The following is a 16,774-nucleotide window of genomic DNA, read 5'->3' as shown; positions in this document are numbered from 1 at the left end:
GAAGGCTATGGGAATTAACGAAATCATCATGTACATCATGATGTTCTTTATGCTGATTGCCGCCGTGGACAGGATCCTGTCGCAGTTCGGCGGTTCGGCGCGCTTCCTCGGTAAGTTCGGTAAGAGCATTGAGGGATCGGGCGGTCAGTTTGAAGAAGGCTTTATGGCAATGGGCGCGCTGGGTCTGGCGATGGTCGGTATGACCGCGCTGGCGCCGGTACTGGCGCATGTGCTCGGGCCGGTGATTATTCCGCTGTACGAAATGTTGGGCGCGAACCCGTCGATGTTTGCCGGAACGCTACTGGCGTGCGATATGGGCGGCTTCTTCCTGGCGAAAGAACTGGCGGGCGGCGACGTTGCGGCATGGTTGTACTCTGGCCTGATCCTCGGCGCGATGATGGGACCGACGCTGGTGTTCTCCATTCCGGTTGCGCTGGGAATTATTGAACCGTCTGACCGTCGTTATCTGGCGCTGGGCGTGCTGGCCGGTATCGTCACCATTCCGATTGGCTGTATTGCGGGTGGTCTGGTCGCGATGTACTCCGGTGTGGAAATCAACGGTCAGCCGGTGGAGTTCACCTTTGCGCTGATCCTGATGAACATGATCCCGGTGCTGATCGTGGCCGTGCTGGTGGCGCTGGGACTGAAATTCATCCCGGAAAAAATGATCAACGGCTTCCAGATCTTCGCCAAGTTCCTGGTAGCGCTGATCACCCTCGGTCTGGCTGCGGCAGTCATCAAGTTCCTGCTCGGCTGGGAGCTGATCCCAGGTCTTGATCCTATTTTCATGGCGCCAGGCGACAAGCCGGGTGAAGTGATGCGCGCCATCGAAGTTATCGGTTCTATCTCCTGTGTGCTGCTGGGTGCCTACCCAATGGTGCTGCTGCTGACCCGCTGGTTTGAAAAACCGCTGATGAGCGTCGGCAACCTGTTAAAAGTCAATAACATTGCGGCTGCGGGTATGGTGGCAACGCTTGCCAACAACATCCCAATGTTCGGCATGATGAAAAACATGGATACCCGCGGCAAAGTGATCAACTGCGCGTTCGCGGTCTCAGCGGCCTTCGCGCTGGGTGACCACTTAGGCTTCGCCGCTGCCAACATGAACGCCATGATCTTCCCGATGATTGTCGGCAAGCTGATCGGCGGCGTGACGGCGATTGGCGTGGCTATGCTGTTAGTACCGAAAGACGAAGATGTTCCGGCACCAGCAGAAACCAATCCGGAGGCGCAATCGTGAATACTCGCCAGCTACTCAGCGTCGGTATCGATATCGGCACCACCACCACTCAGGTGATCTTCTCCCGCCTTGAGCTGGTTAACCGTGCGGCAGTGTCGCAGGTGCCGCGCTACGAATTCATCAAACGCGAAATTAGCTGGCAAAGCCCGGTGTTCTTTACCCCCGTTGATAAGCAGGGCGGGTTGAAAGAGGCCGAACTGAAAGCCCTGATCCTCGCCCAGTATCAGGCGGCGGGGATTGCGCCAGAGACCGTCGATTCCGGCGCGATCATCATTACCGGGGAAAGCGCCAAAACCCGCAACGCACGACCTGCGGTGATGACGCTCTCCCAGTCGCTGGGGGATTTCGTGGTTGCCAGCGCCGGTCCGCATCTGGAATCGGTGATTGCCGGTCACGGTGCGGGGGCACAAACCCTGTCCGAGCAGAAGTTGTGCCGCGTACTGAATATCGACATCGGCGGCGGTACGTCGAATTACGTCCTGTTCGACGCGGGAAAAGTCAGCGGCTCGGCCTGCCTGAACGTCGGCGGGCGGCTACTGGAAACGGACGGTCAGGGGCGCGTAGTACATGCGCATCAGCCGGGGCAGATGATTGTTGATGACGTATTTGGTCCAGGCACTGATGCCCGAACCCTCAATGCGGCGCAGCTTGTTCAGGTGGCCCGACGGATGGCGGCGCTGATTGTGGAGGTGATTGACGGCACGCTTTCACCGTTGGCGCAGGCGCTGATGCAAACCGGTCTGCTGCCTGTTGGCGTGAAGCCTGAAGTGATTACGTTGTCCGGCGGGGTGGGCGAGTGCTACCGCAACCAACCTGCCGATCCGTTCTGTTTTTCCGACATTGGGCCGCTGTTAGCAACGGCGCTGCATGAACATCCGCGCCTGCGTGAGATGAACGTGCAGTTTCCGGCGCAAACCGTGCGCGCCACGGTGATTGGCGCCGGTGCGCATACGCTGTCGCTTTCAGGCAGCACTATCTGGCTGGAGGGTGTGGCGCTTCCGCTGCGCAATCTGCCGGTGGCGATTCCGGTTGATGAGGCTGATCTGGTGGCCGCCTGGCAGCAGGCGCTGCTGCAGCTCGACCTTGACCCGAAAACCGACGCCTACGTGCTGGCGCTGCCCGGTTCGCTACCGGTGCGCTACGCCGCGCTGTTAACGGTGATTGATGCGCTGCTGGCCTTTGTCGCGCGCTATCCGAATCCGCATCCCCTGCTGGTGGTAGCCGAGCAGGATTTTGGTAAAGCCCTGGGCATGCTGTTACGCCCACAGTTACAGCAACACCCGCTGGCGGTCATCGATGAGGTGGTTGTCCGGGCGGGGGACTATATCGACATTGGTACGCCTCTTTTTGGCGGATCGGTTGTGCCGGTGACGGTGAAATCACTCGCATTTCCTTCCTGAGGGAACGACTTATGAAACTAAAGACCACATTGTTCGGCAATGTTTATCAGTTTAAGGATGTTAAAGAGGTGCTGGCAAAAGCCAACGAACTGCGTTCGGGGGATGTGCTGGCAGGCGTGGCTGCAACCAGTTCGCAAGAGCGCGTGGCGGCTAAGCAGGTATTGTCGGAAATGACGGTGGCGGATATCCGCAACAACCCGGTGATTTCCTATGAAGAGGACTGCGTGACGCGTCTTATTCAGGATGACGTCAACGAAACGGCCTATAACCGCATCAAAAACTGGAGTATCAGCGAGCTGCGCGAGTACGTGCTGAGCGATGAAACCTCCGTGGATGACATTGCGTTTACGCGCAAAGGGTTAACGTCGGAAGTGGTCGCCGCGGTAGCAAAAATCTGCTCTAACGCGGACCTGATCTACGGCGGTAAGAAAATGCCGGTGATCAAAAAGGCTAACACCACCATCGGTTTGCCGGGCACCTTCAGCTGTCGTTTACAGCCGAACGACACCCGTGATGACGTGCAGAGTATTGCTGCACAAATCTATGAAGGGCTGTCCTTCGGTGCGGGCGATGCGGTAATTGGCGTCAACCCGGTCACGGATGACGTGGAAAACTTAAGCCGCGTGCTCGATACCGTGTATGGCGTTATCGACAAGTTCAATATTCCGACCCAGGGCTGCGTACTGGCGCACGTGACCACCCAGATCGAAGCGATTCGTCGCGGCGCACCGGGCGGGCTGATTTTCCAGAGTATCTGCGGCAGTGAGAAAGGTTTAAAAGAATTTGGCGTTGAGCTGGCGATGCTGGATGAGGCGCGTGCAGTGGGCGCGGAGTTCAACCGCATCGCCGGGGAAAACTGCCTGTACTTTGAAACCGGGCAAGGGTCTGCGCTCTCCGCTGGCGCTAACTTTGGTGCCGATCAGGTGACGATGGAAGCGCGTAACTACGGGCTGGCGCGTCACTACGATCCGTTCCTGGTGAACACCGTGGTGGGCTTTATCGGGCCGGAATATCTCTACAACGACCGTCAGATTATTCGCGCGGGCTTAGAAGATCACTTCATGGGCAAGCTGAGCGGCATCTCAATGGGTTGCGACTGCTGTTACACCAACCATGCTGATGCTGACCAGAACCTCAACGAAAACCTGATGATTCTGCTCGCTACCGCTGGCTGCAACTACATCATGGGCATGCCGCTCGGTGACGACATCATGCTCAACTACCAGACCACCGCCTTCCACGACACCGCGACCGTGCGTCAGTTGCTGAACCTGCGCCCGTCGCCGGAGTTTGAACGCTGGCTGGAAACCATGGGCATTATGGCAAACGGTCGCCTGACCAAACGGGCGGGCGATCCGTCACTGTTCTTCTGATGACGCGGGGATGACATACGATGGATCAAAAACAGATTGAAGAAATTGTACGCAGTGTAATGGCGTCAATGGGGGAGTCACAGCCGCAGGCTCAAGCGCCGTCACCAGAAGCGAAATGCAGCACTACGCAGTGCGCCGCACCAACGGGTGAAAGCTGTGCGATGGACTTAGGTTCAGCCGAAGCGAAAGCGTGGATTGGCGTTGAGAACCCGCACCGTGCCGAAGTGCTGACCGAGCTGCGCCGCAGCACCGCCGCGCGTGTATGTACCGGTCGTGCCGGTCCGCGCCCGCGCACTCAGGCGCTGCTGCGCTTCCTGGCCGACCACTCGCGTTCAAAAGACACAGTGTTGAAAGAAGTCCCGGAAGAGTGGGTGAAAGCGCAAGGCTTGCTGGAAGTACGCTCGGAAATCAGCGACAAAAACCTGTATCTGACGCGCCCGGACATGGGGCGTCGTCTGAGCGCAGAAGCCATTGAAGCGCTGAAATCACAGTGTGTAATGAATCCGGATGTGCAGGTGATTATCTCTGATGGCCTGTCTACCGACGCCATCACCGCTAACTACGAAGAGATCCTGCCGCCGCTGTTGTCGGGCTTAAAACAGGCCGGATTGAAGGTCGGGACGCCGTTCTTTGTGCGCTATGGGCGCGTGAAAATTGAAGATCAGATCGGCGAACTGCTGGGTGCAAAAGCGGTGATCCTGCTGGTTGGTGAACGTCCGGGCCTCGGCCAGTCGGAAAGTCTTTCTTGCTATGCCGTCTATTCGCCACGCGTGGCGACAACCGTTGAAGCTGACCGTACCTGTATCTCGAATATTCACCAGGGCGGTACGCCACCGGTTGAAGCGGCGGCGGTGATTGTGGATTTGGCCAAGCGCATGCTGGAGCAAAAAGCGTCCGGCATCAATATGACCCGTTAAGGAGGCATCATGCCAGCATTAGATTTGATTAGACCTTCAGTCACCGCAATGCGCGTGATTGCCTCGGTAAATGACGGTTTTGCCCGTGAACTTAAATTACCGCCACATATACGTAGTCTCGGACTCATCACAGCAGATTCTGATGACGTGGCGTATATTGCTGCAGACGAAGCGACAAAACAGGCGATGGTGGAAGTGGTTTATGGCCGCTCGCTGTATGCCGGCGCGGCGCACAGTCCCTCTCCAACCTCGGGCGAAGTGCTGATCATGCTCGGTGGACCTAACCCGGCCGAAGTTCGCGCCGGCCTGGACGCGATGGTCGCCAATATCGAAAGCGGCGCGGCGTTCCAGTGGGCCAATGACGCAGAAGATACCGCCTTCCTTGCGCACGTGGTTTCGCGTACCGGTTCGTATCTCTCGGCGACCGCAGGATGCCGACTTGGCGATCCGATGGCGTATCTGGTGGCTCCGCCGCTGGAAGCAACGTTTGGTATTGATGCTGCGCTCAAATCTGCCGATGTACAGATTGTCACCTACGTGCCGCCGCCGTCAGAAACCAACTACTCAGCGGCGTTTTTAACTGGTAGCCAGGCTGCCTGTAAAGCTGCCTGTAATGCTTTCGCTGATGCTGTTCTGGATATTGCCCGAAATCCGGTACAACGCGCGTAAGAGAGGTTGTGATGATCAATGCACTGGGATTACTGGAAGTGGATGGCATGGTGGCTGCCGTAGACGCGGCAGATGCCATGCTGAAAGCCGCGAACGTGCGTCTGCTCAGTCACCAGGTGCTGGATCCTGGCAGGCTGACTCTGGTGGTGGAAGGCGATCTGGCCGCGTGTCGTGCAGCGCTGGATGCCGGAAGCGCTGCTGCAGCGCGTACAGGACGTGTTGTCAGCCGCAAGGAGATAGGGCGGCCGGATGATGACACCCAGTGGCTGATCGGCGGTTTTACGCGCCAGCCGAAGAAACCCGCACCGAAGCCAGAAATGATGCCAGAAGACAAAGCGGAAAAGACGCAGGACACGCCTGTGACATCTGAATCTTCTGATGAACTCCTGGCGTTGTTGGCATCAACCCGTCAAGGAATGACGGCAGGGGAAGTGGCCGCGCACTTTGGCTGGTCACTTGATGAAGCCAGAAAGGCGCTGGAACAGCTCTTTTCTGACGGAGCGTTGCGTAAACGCAGTAGTCGCTATCGCTTAAAAAATTAACCTGTCGGAGGGCCGGGGGCTTCGTTGAAGCTTCCGGCTTAAAAGATCATGAAAAAGACCCGTACTGCAAACCTGCACCATCTTTATCATGAAGCATTACCCGAAGACGTTAAACTTACGCCGAAGGTCGAGGTGGACAACGTTCACCAACGGCGAACAACAGATGTGTATGAGCATGCCCTGACGATTACCGCCTGGCAGCAGATTTACGATCAACTGCATCCGGGAAAATTTCATGGCGAGTTCACGGAAATCCTGCTTGATGATATTCAGGTGTTCCGTGAATACACCGGTCTTGCGCTGCGCCAGTCATGCCTGGTCTGGCCGAACTCGTTCTGGTTTGGTATTCCGGCCACCCGCGGCGAGCAGGGATTTATTGGTACGCAATGCCTTGGCAGTGCTGAAATTGCGACCCGCCCAGGCGGAACGGAGTTTGAGCTGAGCACACCCGATGATTACACCATTCTTGGGGTCGTTATCTCTGAAGACACCATTGCGCGTCAGGCTAACTTCCTGCATAACCCGGAAAGGGTGCTGCATATGCTGCGCAACCAGTCGGCGCTGGAGGTGAAAGAACAGCACAAAGCCGCGCTATGGGGCTTTGTGCAACAGGCGCTGGCGACGTTTAGCGAGAATCCTGAGAACCTTCATCAGCCGGCGGTGCGCAAAGTGTTGGGTGATAACCTGCTGCTGGCGATGGGCACCATGCTGGAAGACGCTCAGCCGATTATGACCGCTGAAAGCATCAGCCATCAGAGCTATCGCCGCCTGCTGTCGCGGGCGCGCGAATATGTGCTGGAAAATATGTCAGAGCCGCTGACCGTACTCGACTTGTGCAACCAGCTACATGTGAGTCGTCGCACGCTGCAAAACGCGTTTCACGCAATCCTCGGTATCGGACCGAATGCCTGGTTAAAACGTATTCGTCTGAATGCCGTGCGCCGGGAGCTTATTAGCCCGTGGTCGCAAAGTGCGACGGTGAAAGACGCTGCGATGCAGTGGGGATTCTGGCATTTAGGGCAGTTTGCTACCGATTACCAGCAGTTGTTTGCGGAGAAACCGTCGCTGACGCTGCATCAGCGCATGCGTCAGTGGGCGTGATGAGATTATTGTGCCGGATGCGACGCTAACACGTCTTATCCGGCCTACGGGTTTTGCCGTTGCTTATCCGGCCATTACACCCAGTCGCGGACCTGAATAAATTCGCTAAGGGCGGCTTCCGGGCTGTTCGCTTCCGGCTGCCAGTCATATTCCCAGCGTACCAGCGGCGGCATCGACATCAAAATCGATTCCGTGCGCCCGCCGGTCTGTAAACCGAATAACGTGCCGCGATCCCACACCAGATTAAATTCCACATAGCGTCCGCGACGATAAAGCTGGAAGTTTCGCTCGCGCTCGCCCCAGCTCATCGCTTTGCGGCGTTCGACGATTGGCAGATACGCTTCGGTGTAACCTTGCCCGACCGCCTGCATAAAGGCGAAGCAGTGGTCGAAATCTGGCGTATTTAGATCATCGAAAAACAGTCCGCCGATGCCGCGCTGCTCGTTACGGTGCTTGAGAAAGAAGTAGTCATCGCACCACTTCTTGTAACGTGGATAAACGTCATTGCCGAACGGCTGGCACAGATCACGCGCTGTGCGGTGCCAGTGAATCGCATCCTCATCAAAGCCGTAGTAGGGCGTTAAATCAAAGCCGCCGCCAAACCACCACACCGGGTCGGCGCCCGGTTTTTCCGCGATAAAAAACCGTACGTTGGCATGGCTGGTCGGAATGTAAGGATTCTGCGGATGCACCACCAGCGAGACACCCATCGCCTCAAAGCTGCGCCCGGCAAGCTCCGGGCGATGTGCAGTAGCCGATGCTGGCATTGCATCGCCGTGGACGTGGGAGAAGTTGACGCCCGCTTGCTCGAAAATACCACCGTTACGCAGCACCCGGCTACGACCGCCGCCGCCCGCTTCGCGTTGCCAGTTATCCTCAACAAATTCGGTGCCGTCTATGGTGGATAACTGCTGACAAATATCATCCTGCAGGCTAAGCAGGAACTGTTTTACGCGCTGTGCATCGGGCTTCATGATTAACGTTTCTTCGAGTGTGCTTTCTGGTTATCAAACCAGTGGAAATAGCTAATGATGCCATTGGCGATAGCGGTAGCGATTTTTTGACGAAACGCCGTCGTGCCCAGCAGTCGCTCTTCTTCCGGGTTGGTAATGAACGAGGTTTCGACCAGTACCGACGGAATTGATGGTGATTTTAGCACCACGAAGGCGGCCTGTTCCGTGCTACGACTGTGCAGACGATGTACTGGCTTGATCTTCTTGAGAATATGCGAGCCTAAGGTCAGGCTGTTTTTAATGGTGTCGGTTTGCACCAGATCGAACAATACCTGCTGCAGCAAATGGTCTTTATCGGTGGTTTTCTTTCCGGCTACTTCATCGGCCCGGTTTTCACGGTCGGACAGATATTTCGCCATGGCGCTACTGGCACCGCGATTAGACAGCGCAAAGACCGACGCACCTGCGGCGCTCGGATTGGTGAAACCGTCGGCGTGAATCGACATGAACAGATCGGCGCCATGCTTATGGGCTATCTCGACGCGATCGTACAGTGGAATAAACGTATCGCCGGAGCGGGTCAGGCGTGCATCAATCCCCTGGTTGCGTAGAATCGAGCGCACGTTTTTGGCAATCGCCAGCACCACGTGCTTCTCCTTTGAACCGTTGCGACCAATGGCGCCGGTATCAATCCCGCCGTGACCCGGATCGAGGACAACTACGCGCTTAGCGCCGGCTTTTTTCGCTTTCGGTTTGCTGTGACCATTGCTGGTCTTAAGCGCTTCTTCTTTAGCGATGGCTTGCGACATGCCTGACAGCGTCAGGGCGGCCAGCCCGGCTTTCAACACCTGGCGGCGCGATGTGAGTGTTTTTAGTGGTTTAAAAGTGCTCATACGGCCTGAGTTGTAAAAAAAAGGTTCTAAACGTTATATCGTATCGCGTTGTCCGTTGCGACGGATCGGGATAAGAATTGTTTTACTTTTCATTTCAATACGTGACAATTCCGTATTATGCCATTTTTTCCGTCGCTTCGCGTCAGATATTGGCTAAATCAGTGGTTCGCGCCATAATCGCTTTTTAACGTCCTGAAAAGGAAACTAATACCATGGAAATACGCGTATTTCGCCAGGAAGATTTCGAAGAGGTGATCACCCTCTGGGAGCGCTGTGATCTGCTGCGTCCATGGAATGACCCGGAAATGGACATTGAACGCAAGGTCAATCATGACGTCAGCTTGTTTCTGGTCGCAGAAGTGAACGGCGAGGTGGTCGGCACAGTGATGGGGGGCTATGACGGTCATCGTGGCTCCGCCTATTACCTTGGCGTGCATCCTGAGTTCAGGGGGCGCGGTATTGCTAATGCGCTGCTGAACCGACTGGAGAAAAAGCTCATTGCCCGCGGTTGTCCGAAGATTCAAATCATGGTGCGTGACGATAATGACGTTGTGCTGGGTATGTATGAGCGTCTGGGCTATGAACATACCGATGTACTCCATCTGGGTAAACGTTTAATCGAAGATGAAGAGTACTGAGTTTCATCCCGCCGACTATGACGGTCATGGGCGTCTGCGCTTGCCTTTTCTCTTCTGGTGCGTACTGTTGTTGCAGGCACGCACCTGGGTTTTGTTTGTGATTGCCGGTTCTTCTCGTGAGCAGGGCAACACGTTGCTGAATCTGTTTTATCCCGATCATGACGCATTCTGGCTGGGTTTGCTCCCCGGCGTTCCCGCCGTGCTGGCGTTTTTACTCAGCGGGCGGCGTTTTGCGTTCCCCGTTTTGTGGCACAGGCTGCGCGGATTATTGATTCTCGCTCAACTGGTGCTGCTGTGCTGGCAGCCGATGCTGTGGTTGGGGGGCGATCCGGTCAACGGCGTTGGTCTGGCGCTGCTGGTGGCGGATATTGTCGCGCTGGTCTGGCTGTTAACCAATCAACGTTTGCGCGCCTGTTTTTCCCCCGAGAAAGAATAACGGCACTTTTTAGTGAAACCGGACTCAAAGCAGCGTTGATAAATATGGAAGGAAGTGAAATGAAATCACTGCGTTTGACGTTATGCGCGATACCGCTTGTGCTGACAGGGTGTTCAACCCTCTCATCGGTGAACTGGTCCGCCGCTAATCCGTGGAACTGGTTTGGTTCTTCGACCGAGGTCACTGAGCAAGGCGTGGGGAAACTCACGGGAGCGACGACATTGGATGAAAAGACCATTGCTGATGCGCTGGATGGCGATTATCGCCTGCGTAGTGGGATGAAAACCAATAACGGCACTGTCGTGCGCTTTTTTGAGGCAATGAAAGGTGACAAGCTGGCAATGGTGATCAATGGCGACCAGGGAACGATCAATCGCATTGATGTATTGGACAGCGACATCGCATCAGCCGCGGGTGTCGAAATCGGTACACCGTTTAGCGACCTTTACACTAAAGCTTTTGGTCATTGCCAGAAAGCAACCGGTGATGACAGCGCGGGCGTTGAGTGTAAAGCCGAAGGAAGTCAGCATATTAGCTATATTTTTTCCGGTGACTGGAGCGGCCCTGAAGGCATAATGCCGTCTGACGATACGCTACAAGAGTGGAAAGTAAGCAAAATTATCTGGCGGCGTTAATTTGCGTCTGAACAAATCGACTTACTAAAAAAACAGGTAGAATAACGCCCAGCAATGCCACGATGTCGTGGCAGCTTTTTTCAGGAGGAACAATGTCTCAGGTTCAGAGTGGCATTTTGCCAGAACATTGCCGTGCGGCGATTTGGATTGAAGCCAATGTAAAAGGTGATGTTGAGGCCCTGCGTGCGGCCAGCAAAACGTTTGCCGATAAGCTGGCGACCTTTGAAGCGAAATTTCCGGATGCGCATCTGGGCGCGGTAGTCGCTTTTGGCAACAATACCTGGCGCACACTGAGCGGCGGCGTGGGCGCGGAAGAGCTGAAGGACTTCATCCCCTACGGTAAAGGTCTGGCTCCGGCGACCCAGTATGACGTACTGATCCATATTCTCTCGCTGCGCCATGATGTGAACTTCTCCGTTGCGCAGGCGGCAATGGAAGCATTTGGCGATTGCATTGAGGTTAAAGAAGAGATCCACGGTTTCCGCTGGGTGGAAGAGCGTGACCTCAGCGGCTTTGTTGATGGCACTGAAAACCCGGCAGGCGAAGAAACGCGCCGTGAAGTCGCTGTTATTAAAGATGGCGTCGATGCTGGCGGCAGCTATGTATTCGTGCAGCGTTGGGAACATAACCTGAAGCAGCTTAACCGCATGAGCATTCACGACCAGGAAATGATGATTGGCCGTACCAAGGAAGCCAACGAAGAGATCGACGGTGACGACCGTCCGGTCACCTCTCACCTGAGCCGTGTGGATCTGAAAGAAGATGGCAAGGGGCTGAAAATTGTGCGCCAGAGCCTGCCATACGGCACTGCCAGCGGCACGCATGGTCTCTATTTCTGCGCCTACTGCGCGCGTCTGCACAATATTGAGCAGCAACTGCTGAGCATGTTTGGTGATACCGACGGTAAACGTGACGCGATGCTGCGCTTCACTAAACCGGTCACCGGTGGCTATTACTTTGCACCGTCGCTGGATCGACTGATGGCGCTGTAACCCCGGTGTTGCCTGGTTGCGCTCACGCTTACCAGACCTACCGCGTTCTTATCTGTCATGAAATTGAAAATCCCCGCCCTGACGGGGATTTTTTTTACCTGAAATTAACCTGATTTAGTGAGCTATTCCTCAGCATGAATTTGTTAATGCTGTATCTTCTGCGTGAATGAAGTGAAGGCTTCATATTCAAAAGGAGAATATTGAAATGGGAAAACTCACGGGCAAAACAGCATTGATTACGGGCGCATCTCAGGGTATTGGCGAGGGGATCGCCAGAACGTTTGCCCGCCATGGCGCGAACTTAATCCTGCTGGATATCTCCGATGAGATTGAAAAGCTGGCGGATGAACTGGCAGGGCGCGGGCATCGCTGCACAGCGGTTCACGCAGACGTCAGAGATTTTGCGTCGGTTACGGAAGCGGTAAAACGCGCGAAGAAAATTGAAGGCAAAATCGACATTCTGGTCAACAATGCAGGCGTATGTCGCCTTGGCAACTTCCTTGAAATGAGCGATGAAGATCGCGACTTCCACATTGATGTCAACATTAAAGGCGTCTGGAACGTGACGAAGGCCGTTCTGCCGGAGATGATTGCGCGCAAAGACGGGCGCATCGTGATGATGTCATCGGTAACTGGCGATCTGGTGGCTGACCCGGGTGAAACGGCGTATGCGTTGTCGAAAGCCGCTATTATCGGCTTAACCAAGTCCCTGGCGGTTGAGTACGCGCAATCGGGGATTCGTGTAAATGCCATTTGCCCGGGCTACGTTCGTACGCCAATGGCGGAAAATATTGCACGTCAGTCTAACCCGGACGATCCTGAATCGGTATTAGTCGACATGGCGAAAGCGATCCCGATGCGCCGTCTGGCCTGTCCGCTTGAAGTGGGTGAACTGGCGGCGTTCCTGGCGTCGGATGAATCCAGCTACTTAACTGGCACGCAAAACGTGATTGATGGCGGCAGCACCCTGCCTGAAAGCGTCAGCGTCGGCATCTGATTGATGCCTGTCTCCTCCCCGGTGAACCTGGGGAGGGGTTTCCCCTTATTCTCTTTTCAACTTTCAAATCATCAAACGGTATATAAAACCGTTACTCCTTTAGTGCCGGTTATAAATATGATGACCATAAGAAAGTCATTAAATTTATAAGGGTGCGCAATGGCCGTTAACTTACTGAAAAAAAGAACTCTGACGCTGGCGGCGCTGCTGTTGCTGGTGGGTCAGGCGCAGGCAACGGAACTGCTGAACAGTTCATACGATGTGTCTCGCGAGCTGTTTGCCGCCCTTAATCCCCCGTTTGAGCAGCAATGGGCGAAGGATAACGGCGGCGATAAACTGACGATAAAACAATCTCATGCCGGGTCATCAAAACAGGCGCTGGCGATTCTGCAAGGGCTGAAAGCCGATGTGGTAACCTATAACCAGGTGACCGATGTACAGATCCTGCACGACAAAGGCAAGCTGATCCCGGCCGACTGGCAAAGCCGCCTGCCGAATAACAGTTCGCCATTCTATTCCACCATGGGCTTCCTGGTGCGTAAGGGGAACCCGAAAAACATTCATGACTGGAATGACCTTGTGCGTTCTGATGTGAAACTGATTTTCCCGAATCCAAAAACCTCCGGTAACGCGCGCTATACCTATCTGGCGGCGTGGGGTGCTGCGGATAAAGCTGACGGTGGTGATAAAACCAAAACCGAACAGTTCATGACCCAGTTTCTGAAAAACGTCGAAGTGTTTGATACCGGCGGTCGCGGTGCTACCACCACCTTTGCAGAGCGTGGTCTGGGCGATGTGCTGATCAGCTTCGAATCAGAAGTGAACAACATTCGCAAGCAGTATGAAGCGCAGGGTTTTGAGGTTGTTATTCCGAAAACCAATATTCTTGCCGAGTTCCCGGTTGCCTGGGTAGATAAGAATGTGCAGGCCAACGGGACAGAGAAAGCGGCTAAAGCGTATCTGAACTGGCTGTACAGCCCGCAGGCGCAAACCATCATCACCGACTATTACTACCGTGTGAATAACCCCCAGGTGATGGACAAGCTGCAAGATAAATTCCCGCAGACTGAATTGTTCCGCGTAGAAGACAAGTTCGGCTCCTGGCCTGAAGTGATGAAAACACACTTTGTCAGCGGTGGAGAGCTGGACAAACTGCTGGCGGCGGGGCGCAAGTAAATGTTTGCTGTTTCTTCCCGACGCGTGCTGCCCGGCTTCACCTTAAGCCTGGGCACCAGCTTACTGTTTGTGTGCCTGATATTGCTTCTGCCGCTTAGCGCGCTGGTGATGCAACTGGCGCAGATGAGCTGGGCGCAATACTGGGATGTGATTACTAACCCGCAGGTCGTGGCGGCCTATAAAGTCACGCTGCTGTCGGCGTTTGTGGCATCGATTTTTAACGGCGTGTTTGGTCTGTTAATGGCGTGGATCTTAACCCGCTATCGTTTTCCGGGCCGCACGCTGCTGGATGCGCTGATGGACCTGCCATTTGCGCTGCCTACGGCGGTAGCGGGTCTGACGCTGGCGTCGCTGTTTTCGGTTAATGGCTTCTACGGCGAGTGGCTGGCGAAGCTGGATATCAAGGTGACCTACACCTGGCTTGGTATCGCGGTGGCGATGGCGTTTACCAGCATTCCGTTTGTGGTACGTACCGTACAGCCGGTGCTGGAAGAGTTAGGTCCGGAGTATGAAGAAGCGGCGGAAACGCTGGGTGCTACGCGTTGGCAGAGTTTTCGTAAAGTGGTGCTGCCGGAGTTGTCTCCCGCACTGGTGGCGGGCGTTGCGCTCTCGTTTACCCGAAGCCTCGGTGAGTTTGGCGCGGTTATTTTTATCGCCGGGAATATCGCGTGGAAAACGGAAGTCACCTCGCTGATGATTTTCGTTCGCTTGCAGGAGTTTGACTACCCGGCCGCCAGTGCGATTGCGTCAGTAATCCTTGGGGCTTCGTTGTTGCTGCTGTTTTCGATTAACACCCTGCAGAGTCGCTTTGGTCGACGCGTGGTAGGTCACTGATGGCAGAGATTACCCAATTGAAACGCTATGGGGCGCCCCGCATTAACTGGGGTAAATGGTTTCTGATCGGCACGGGCATGCTGGTGTCCGCATTTATTTTGCTGGTGCCGATGATTTACATCTTCGTGCAGGCGTTCAGCAAGGGATTAATGCCGGTATTACAGAACCTGGCCGACCCGGACATGCTGCACGCTATCTGGCTGACGGTGCTGATTGCGCTGATTGCAGTACCGGTGAACCTGGTGTTTGGCGTATTGCTGGCCTGGCTGGTGACCCGCTTTAACTTCCCAGGACGCCAGCTGTTGCTGACCTTACTGGACATTCCGTTTGCCGTCTCGCCGGTGGTCGCCGGTCTGGTGTATCTGCTGTTTTACGGCTCTAACGGTCCGCTGGGTGGATGGCTGGATGAACACAATCTGCAAATTATGTTTGCCTGGCCGGGAATGGTGCTGGTCACAGTGTTCGTCACCTGTCCGTTTGTGGTGCGTGAACTGGTGCCGGTTATGTTAAGCCAGGGCAGCAATGAAGACGAAGCGGCGGTTCTGCTTGGCGCATCCGGCTGGCAAATGTTCCGCCGCGTGACGCTGCCGAATATCCGTTGGGCGTTGCTGTATGGCGTAGTGCTGACGAATGCCCGCGCGATTGGCGAGTTTGGCGCGGTATCGGTGGTTTCCGGCTCGATTCGCGGCGAAACCCTATCGCTACCGCTACAAATTGAATTACTGGAGCAGGACTACAACACGGTCGGCTCCTTTACCGCCGCGGCGCTGTTAACGCTGATGGCGATTATTACCCTGTTTTTGAAGAGCATGTTGCAATGGCGTCTGGAGAACCAGGAGAAACGCGCGCAGCAGGAGGAAAATCATGAGCATTGAGATTGCCAATATTAAGAAGTCTTTTGGTCGCACCCAGGTGCTGAACGATATCTCGCTGGATATTCCTTCAGGTCAGATGGTCGCGCTGTTGGGGCCATCCGGCTCGGGCAAAACCACGCTGCTGCGAATTATTGCCGGGCTGGAACATCAGTCCAGTGGTCATATCCGTTTTCATGGCACCGATGTCAGTCGCTTACATGCGCGTGACCGTAAAGTTGGCTTCGTCTTTCAACACTATGCGCTGTTTCGCCATATGACCGTTTTCGACAATATCGCCTTTGGCCTGACGGTTTTGCCACGGCGTGAGCGTCCGAATGCGGCGGCCATCAAAGCGAAAGTCACCAAATTGCTGGAGATGGTGCAGCTTGCCCATCTGGCGGATCGCTTTCCGGCGCAGCTTTCCGGTGGACAAAAACAGCGTGTGGCGTTGGCGCGTGCGCTGGCGGTAGAGCCGCAGATCCTGCTGCTCGATGAGCCATTTGGCGCGCTCGATGCGCAGGTGCGTAAAGAGCTGCGTCGCTGGCTGCGTCAGTTGCATGAAGAACTGAAATTCACCAGCGTGTTTGTTACCCACGATCAGGAAGAGGCGACAGAAGTGGCCGATCGCGTGGTGGTGATGAGTCAGGGTCATATCGAACAAGCCGATGCGCCGGACCAGGTCTGGCGTGAACCGGCTACCCGTTTTGTCCTGGAATTTATGGGGGAGGTTAACCGCCTGCAGGGGACGATTCGCGGCGGCCAATTCCACGTGGGCGCACACCGCTGGCCACTGGGTTATACGCCTGGTTATCAGGGGCCGGTGGATCTGTTTCTGCGTCCGTGGGAAGTGGATGTGAGCCGTCGTACCAGCCTGGATTCCCCGTTGCCGGTACAGGTGCTGGAAGCCAGCCCGAAAGGACACTACACCCAATTAGTTGTGCAACCGCTGGGGTGGTATAACGAACCGCTGACGGTCATCATGCAGGGCGATGATTCCCCAAGCCGCGGCGAGCGGCTGTTTGTCGGGCTGCAAAATGCGCGTCTGTATAACGGTGACCAGCGTATTGAAACGCGTGAAGAGGAACTTGCTCTGGCGCAAAGTGCCTGATAGGTTAAAAAGTATG

General features: G+C 55.3%; 18 protein-coding genes. 16 read left to right on the top strand and 2 right to left on the bottom strand.

Annotation, left to right across the window (positions count from 1 at the left end):
- Window positions 1-7 precede the first annotated feature (7 nt).
- From eutH to eutR, 7 genes are read left to right on the top strand one after another with little or no spacing between them, the layout of a single operon-like run.
- Window positions 8-1,240, top strand: a complete 1,233-nt coding sequence (gene eutH / locus AL515_RS17570) for an ethanolamine utilization protein EutH (protein WP_003038023.1) — start codon at window positions 8-10, stop codon at window positions 1,238-1,240.
- Window positions 1,237-2,640, top strand: a complete 1,404-nt coding sequence (gene eutA, locus AL515_RS17565) for an ethanolamine ammonia-lyase reactivating factor EutA (RefSeq protein WP_061068309.1) — start codon at window positions 1,237-1,239, stop codon at window positions 2,638-2,640. The genes eutH and eutA overlap by 4 nt, the downstream gene beginning before the upstream one ends.
- 11 nt (window positions 2,641-2,651) lie before the next feature.
- Window positions 2,652-4,013 carry an ethanolamine ammonia-lyase subunit alpha gene (gene eutB, locus AL515_RS17560; protein ID WP_003038029.1) on the top strand — a complete coding sequence of 454 codons (1,362 nt, stop codon included), beginning with the start codon at window positions 2,652-2,654 and terminating at the stop codon, window positions 4,011-4,013.
- A 20-nt stretch (window positions 4,014-4,033) separates the two neighbouring features.
- Entirely contained in the window at window positions 4,034-4,930 is an 897-nt protein-coding gene (gene eutC / locus AL515_RS17555) for an ethanolamine ammonia-lyase subunit EutC (protein ID WP_048210968.1), read from the top strand.
- 9 nt (window positions 4,931-4,939) lie between these two features.
- Window positions 4,940-5,599, top strand: a complete 660-nt coding sequence (gene eutL, locus AL515_RS17550; RefSeq protein ID WP_040233508.1) for an ethanolamine utilization microcompartment protein EutL — start codon at window positions 4,940-4,942, stop codon at window positions 5,597-5,599.
- An 11-nt stretch (window positions 5,600-5,610) separates the two neighbouring features.
- Window positions 5,611-6,141: an ethanolamine utilization microcompartment protein EutK gene (gene eutK, locus AL515_RS17545; protein WP_048210969.1), complete on the top strand. Its 531-nt coding sequence runs from the start codon at window positions 5,611-5,613 to the stop codon at window positions 6,139-6,141.
- A 48-nt stretch (window positions 6,142-6,189) separates the two neighbouring features.
- Entirely contained in the window at window positions 6,190-7,242 is a 1,053-nt protein-coding gene (gene eutR, locus AL515_RS17540; RefSeq protein ID WP_061068308.1) for an HTH-type transcriptional regulator EutR, read from the top strand.
- Between the two features lie 74 nt (window positions 7,243-7,316).
- Here the strand turns inward: eutR and hemF are convergent, their stop codons facing one another.
- Together hemF and amiA are read right to left on the bottom strand one after the other, a co-directional pair.
- Window positions 7,317-8,216, bottom strand: a complete 900-nt coding sequence (hemF, locus tag AL515_RS17535; RefSeq protein WP_061068307.1) for an oxygen-dependent coproporphyrinogen oxidase — start codon at window positions 8,214-8,216, stop codon at window positions 7,317-7,319.
- Window positions 8,217-8,218: 2 nt separating this feature from the next.
- Entirely contained in the window at window positions 8,219-9,088 is an 870-nt protein-coding gene (amiA, locus tag AL515_RS17530) for an N-acetylmuramoyl-L-alanine amidase AmiA (protein WP_005121924.1), read from the bottom strand.
- Window positions 9,089-9,300: 212 nt separating this feature from the next.
- Between amiA and AL515_RS17525 the strand changes: the two genes are divergently transcribed.
- From AL515_RS17525 to cysA, 9 genes are all read left to right on the top strand, one after another.
- On the top strand, window positions 9,301-9,726 hold the full coding sequence (locus tag AL515_RS17525; RefSeq protein ID WP_048210972.1) for a GNAT family acetyltransferase: 426 nt from the start codon (window positions 9,301-9,303) through the stop codon (window positions 9,724-9,726).
- Complete coding sequence (locus tag AL515_RS17520) at window positions 9,713-10,162, top strand: DUF2919 domain-containing protein (RefSeq protein WP_061068306.1); 450 nt, start codon at window positions 9,713-9,715, stop codon at window positions 10,160-10,162. Before AL515_RS17525 ends, AL515_RS17520 begins: the two co-directional genes overlap by 14 nt.
- 59 nt (window positions 10,163-10,221) lie before the next feature.
- On the top strand, window positions 10,222-10,797 hold the full coding sequence (locus AL515_RS17515; protein ID WP_061068305.1) for an RpoE-regulated lipoprotein: 576 nt from the start codon (window positions 10,222-10,224) through the stop codon (window positions 10,795-10,797).
- A 92-nt stretch (window positions 10,798-10,889) separates the two neighbouring features.
- A complete protein-coding gene (yfeX, locus tag AL515_RS17510) occupies window positions 10,890-11,789 on the top strand; it encodes a porphyrinogen peroxidase (RefSeq protein ID WP_048210975.1) in 900 nt (299 codons plus the stop codon).
- A 205-nt stretch (window positions 11,790-11,994) separates the two neighbouring features.
- Complete coding sequence (gene ucpA / locus AL515_RS17505) at window positions 11,995-12,786, top strand: SDR family oxidoreductase UcpA (RefSeq protein ID WP_048210976.1); 792 nt, start codon at window positions 11,995-11,997, stop codon at window positions 12,784-12,786.
- Between the two features lie 159 nt (window positions 12,787-12,945).
- Complete coding sequence (gene cysP / locus AL515_RS17500; RefSeq protein ID WP_061068304.1) at window positions 12,946-13,962, top strand: thiosulfate/sulfate ABC transporter substrate-binding protein CysP; 1,017 nt, start codon at window positions 12,946-12,948, stop codon at window positions 13,960-13,962.
- A complete protein-coding gene (gene cysT / locus AL515_RS17495; RefSeq protein WP_003038061.1) occupies window positions 13,963-14,796 on the top strand; it encodes a sulfate/thiosulfate ABC transporter permease CysT in 834 nt (277 codons plus the stop codon). It begins immediately after the preceding gene.
- A complete protein-coding gene (gene cysW / locus AL515_RS17490) occupies window positions 14,796-15,671 on the top strand; it encodes a sulfate/thiosulfate ABC transporter permease CysW (protein ID WP_048210978.1) in 876 nt (291 codons plus the stop codon). Before cysT ends, cysW begins: the two co-directional genes overlap by 1 nt.
- Window positions 15,661-16,758: a sulfate/thiosulfate ABC transporter ATP-binding protein CysA gene (gene cysA / locus AL515_RS17485; protein WP_003038066.1), complete on the top strand. Its 1,098-nt coding sequence runs from the start codon at window positions 15,661-15,663 to the stop codon at window positions 16,756-16,758. The genes cysW and cysA overlap by 11 nt, the downstream gene beginning before the upstream one ends.
- Window positions 16,759-16,774 lie beyond the last annotated feature (16 nt).

Origin of the sequence: Citrobacter sp. FDAARGOS_156 (assembly GCF_001559235.2) — a bacterium.
Lineage (GTDB): Bacteria > Pseudomonadota > Gammaproteobacteria > Enterobacterales > Enterobacteriaceae > Citrobacter > Citrobacter youngae.
Note: the sequence above shows the minus strand (reverse complement) of the source record. Positions and strands in the feature narration are given on the sequence as shown.

Excerpts from the sequence above, each read along its gene's own strand:
- eutH (WP_003038023.1), top strand. The coding sequence starts at position 8 with ATGGGAATTAACGAAATCATCATGTACATCATGATGTTCTTTATGCTG.
- eutB (WP_003038029.1), top strand. The coding sequence starts at position 2,652 with ATGAAACTAAAGACCACATTGTTCGGCAATGTTTATCAGTTTAAGGAT.
- eutC (WP_048210968.1), top strand. The coding sequence starts at position 4,034 with ATGGATCAAAAACAGATTGAAGAAATTGTACGCAGTGTAATGGCGTCA.
- eutL (WP_040233508.1), top strand. The coding sequence starts at position 4,940 with ATGCCAGCATTAGATTTGATTAGACCTTCAGTCACCGCAATGCGCGTG.
- eutK (WP_048210969.1), top strand. The coding sequence starts at position 5,611 with ATGATCAATGCACTGGGATTACTGGAAGTGGATGGCATGGTGGCTGCC.
- eutR (WP_061068308.1), top strand. The coding sequence starts at position 6,190 with ATGAAAAAGACCCGTACTGCAAACCTGCACCATCTTTATCATGAAGCA.
- hemF (WP_061068307.1), bottom strand. The coding sequence starts at position 8,216 with ATGAAGCCCGATGCACAGCGCGTAAAACAGTTCCTGCTTAGCCTGCAG.
- amiA (WP_005121924.1), bottom strand. The coding sequence starts at position 9,088 with ATGAGCACTTTTAAACCACTAAAAACACTCACATCGCGCCGCCAGGTG.
- AL515_RS17525 (WP_048210972.1), top strand. The coding sequence starts at position 9,301 with ATGGAAATACGCGTATTTCGCCAGGAAGATTTCGAAGAGGTGATCACC.
- AL515_RS17520 (WP_061068306.1), top strand. The coding sequence starts at position 9,713 with ATGAAGAGTACTGAGTTTCATCCCGCCGACTATGACGGTCATGGGCGT.
- AL515_RS17515 (WP_061068305.1), top strand. The coding sequence starts at position 10,222 with ATGAAATCACTGCGTTTGACGTTATGCGCGATACCGCTTGTGCTGACA.
- yfeX (WP_048210975.1), top strand. The coding sequence starts at position 10,890 with ATGTCTCAGGTTCAGAGTGGCATTTTGCCAGAACATTGCCGTGCGGCG.
- ucpA (WP_048210976.1), top strand. The coding sequence starts at position 11,995 with ATGGGAAAACTCACGGGCAAAACAGCATTGATTACGGGCGCATCTCAG.
- cysP (WP_061068304.1), top strand. The coding sequence starts at position 12,946 with ATGGCCGTTAACTTACTGAAAAAAAGAACTCTGACGCTGGCGGCGCTG.
- cysT (WP_003038061.1), top strand. The coding sequence starts at position 13,963 with ATGTTTGCTGTTTCTTCCCGACGCGTGCTGCCCGGCTTCACCTTAAGC.
- cysW (WP_048210978.1), top strand. The coding sequence starts at position 14,796 with ATGGCAGAGATTACCCAATTGAAACGCTATGGGGCGCCCCGCATTAAC.
- cysA (WP_003038066.1), top strand. The coding sequence starts at position 15,661 with ATGAGCATTGAGATTGCCAATATTAAGAAGTCTTTTGGTCGCACCCAG.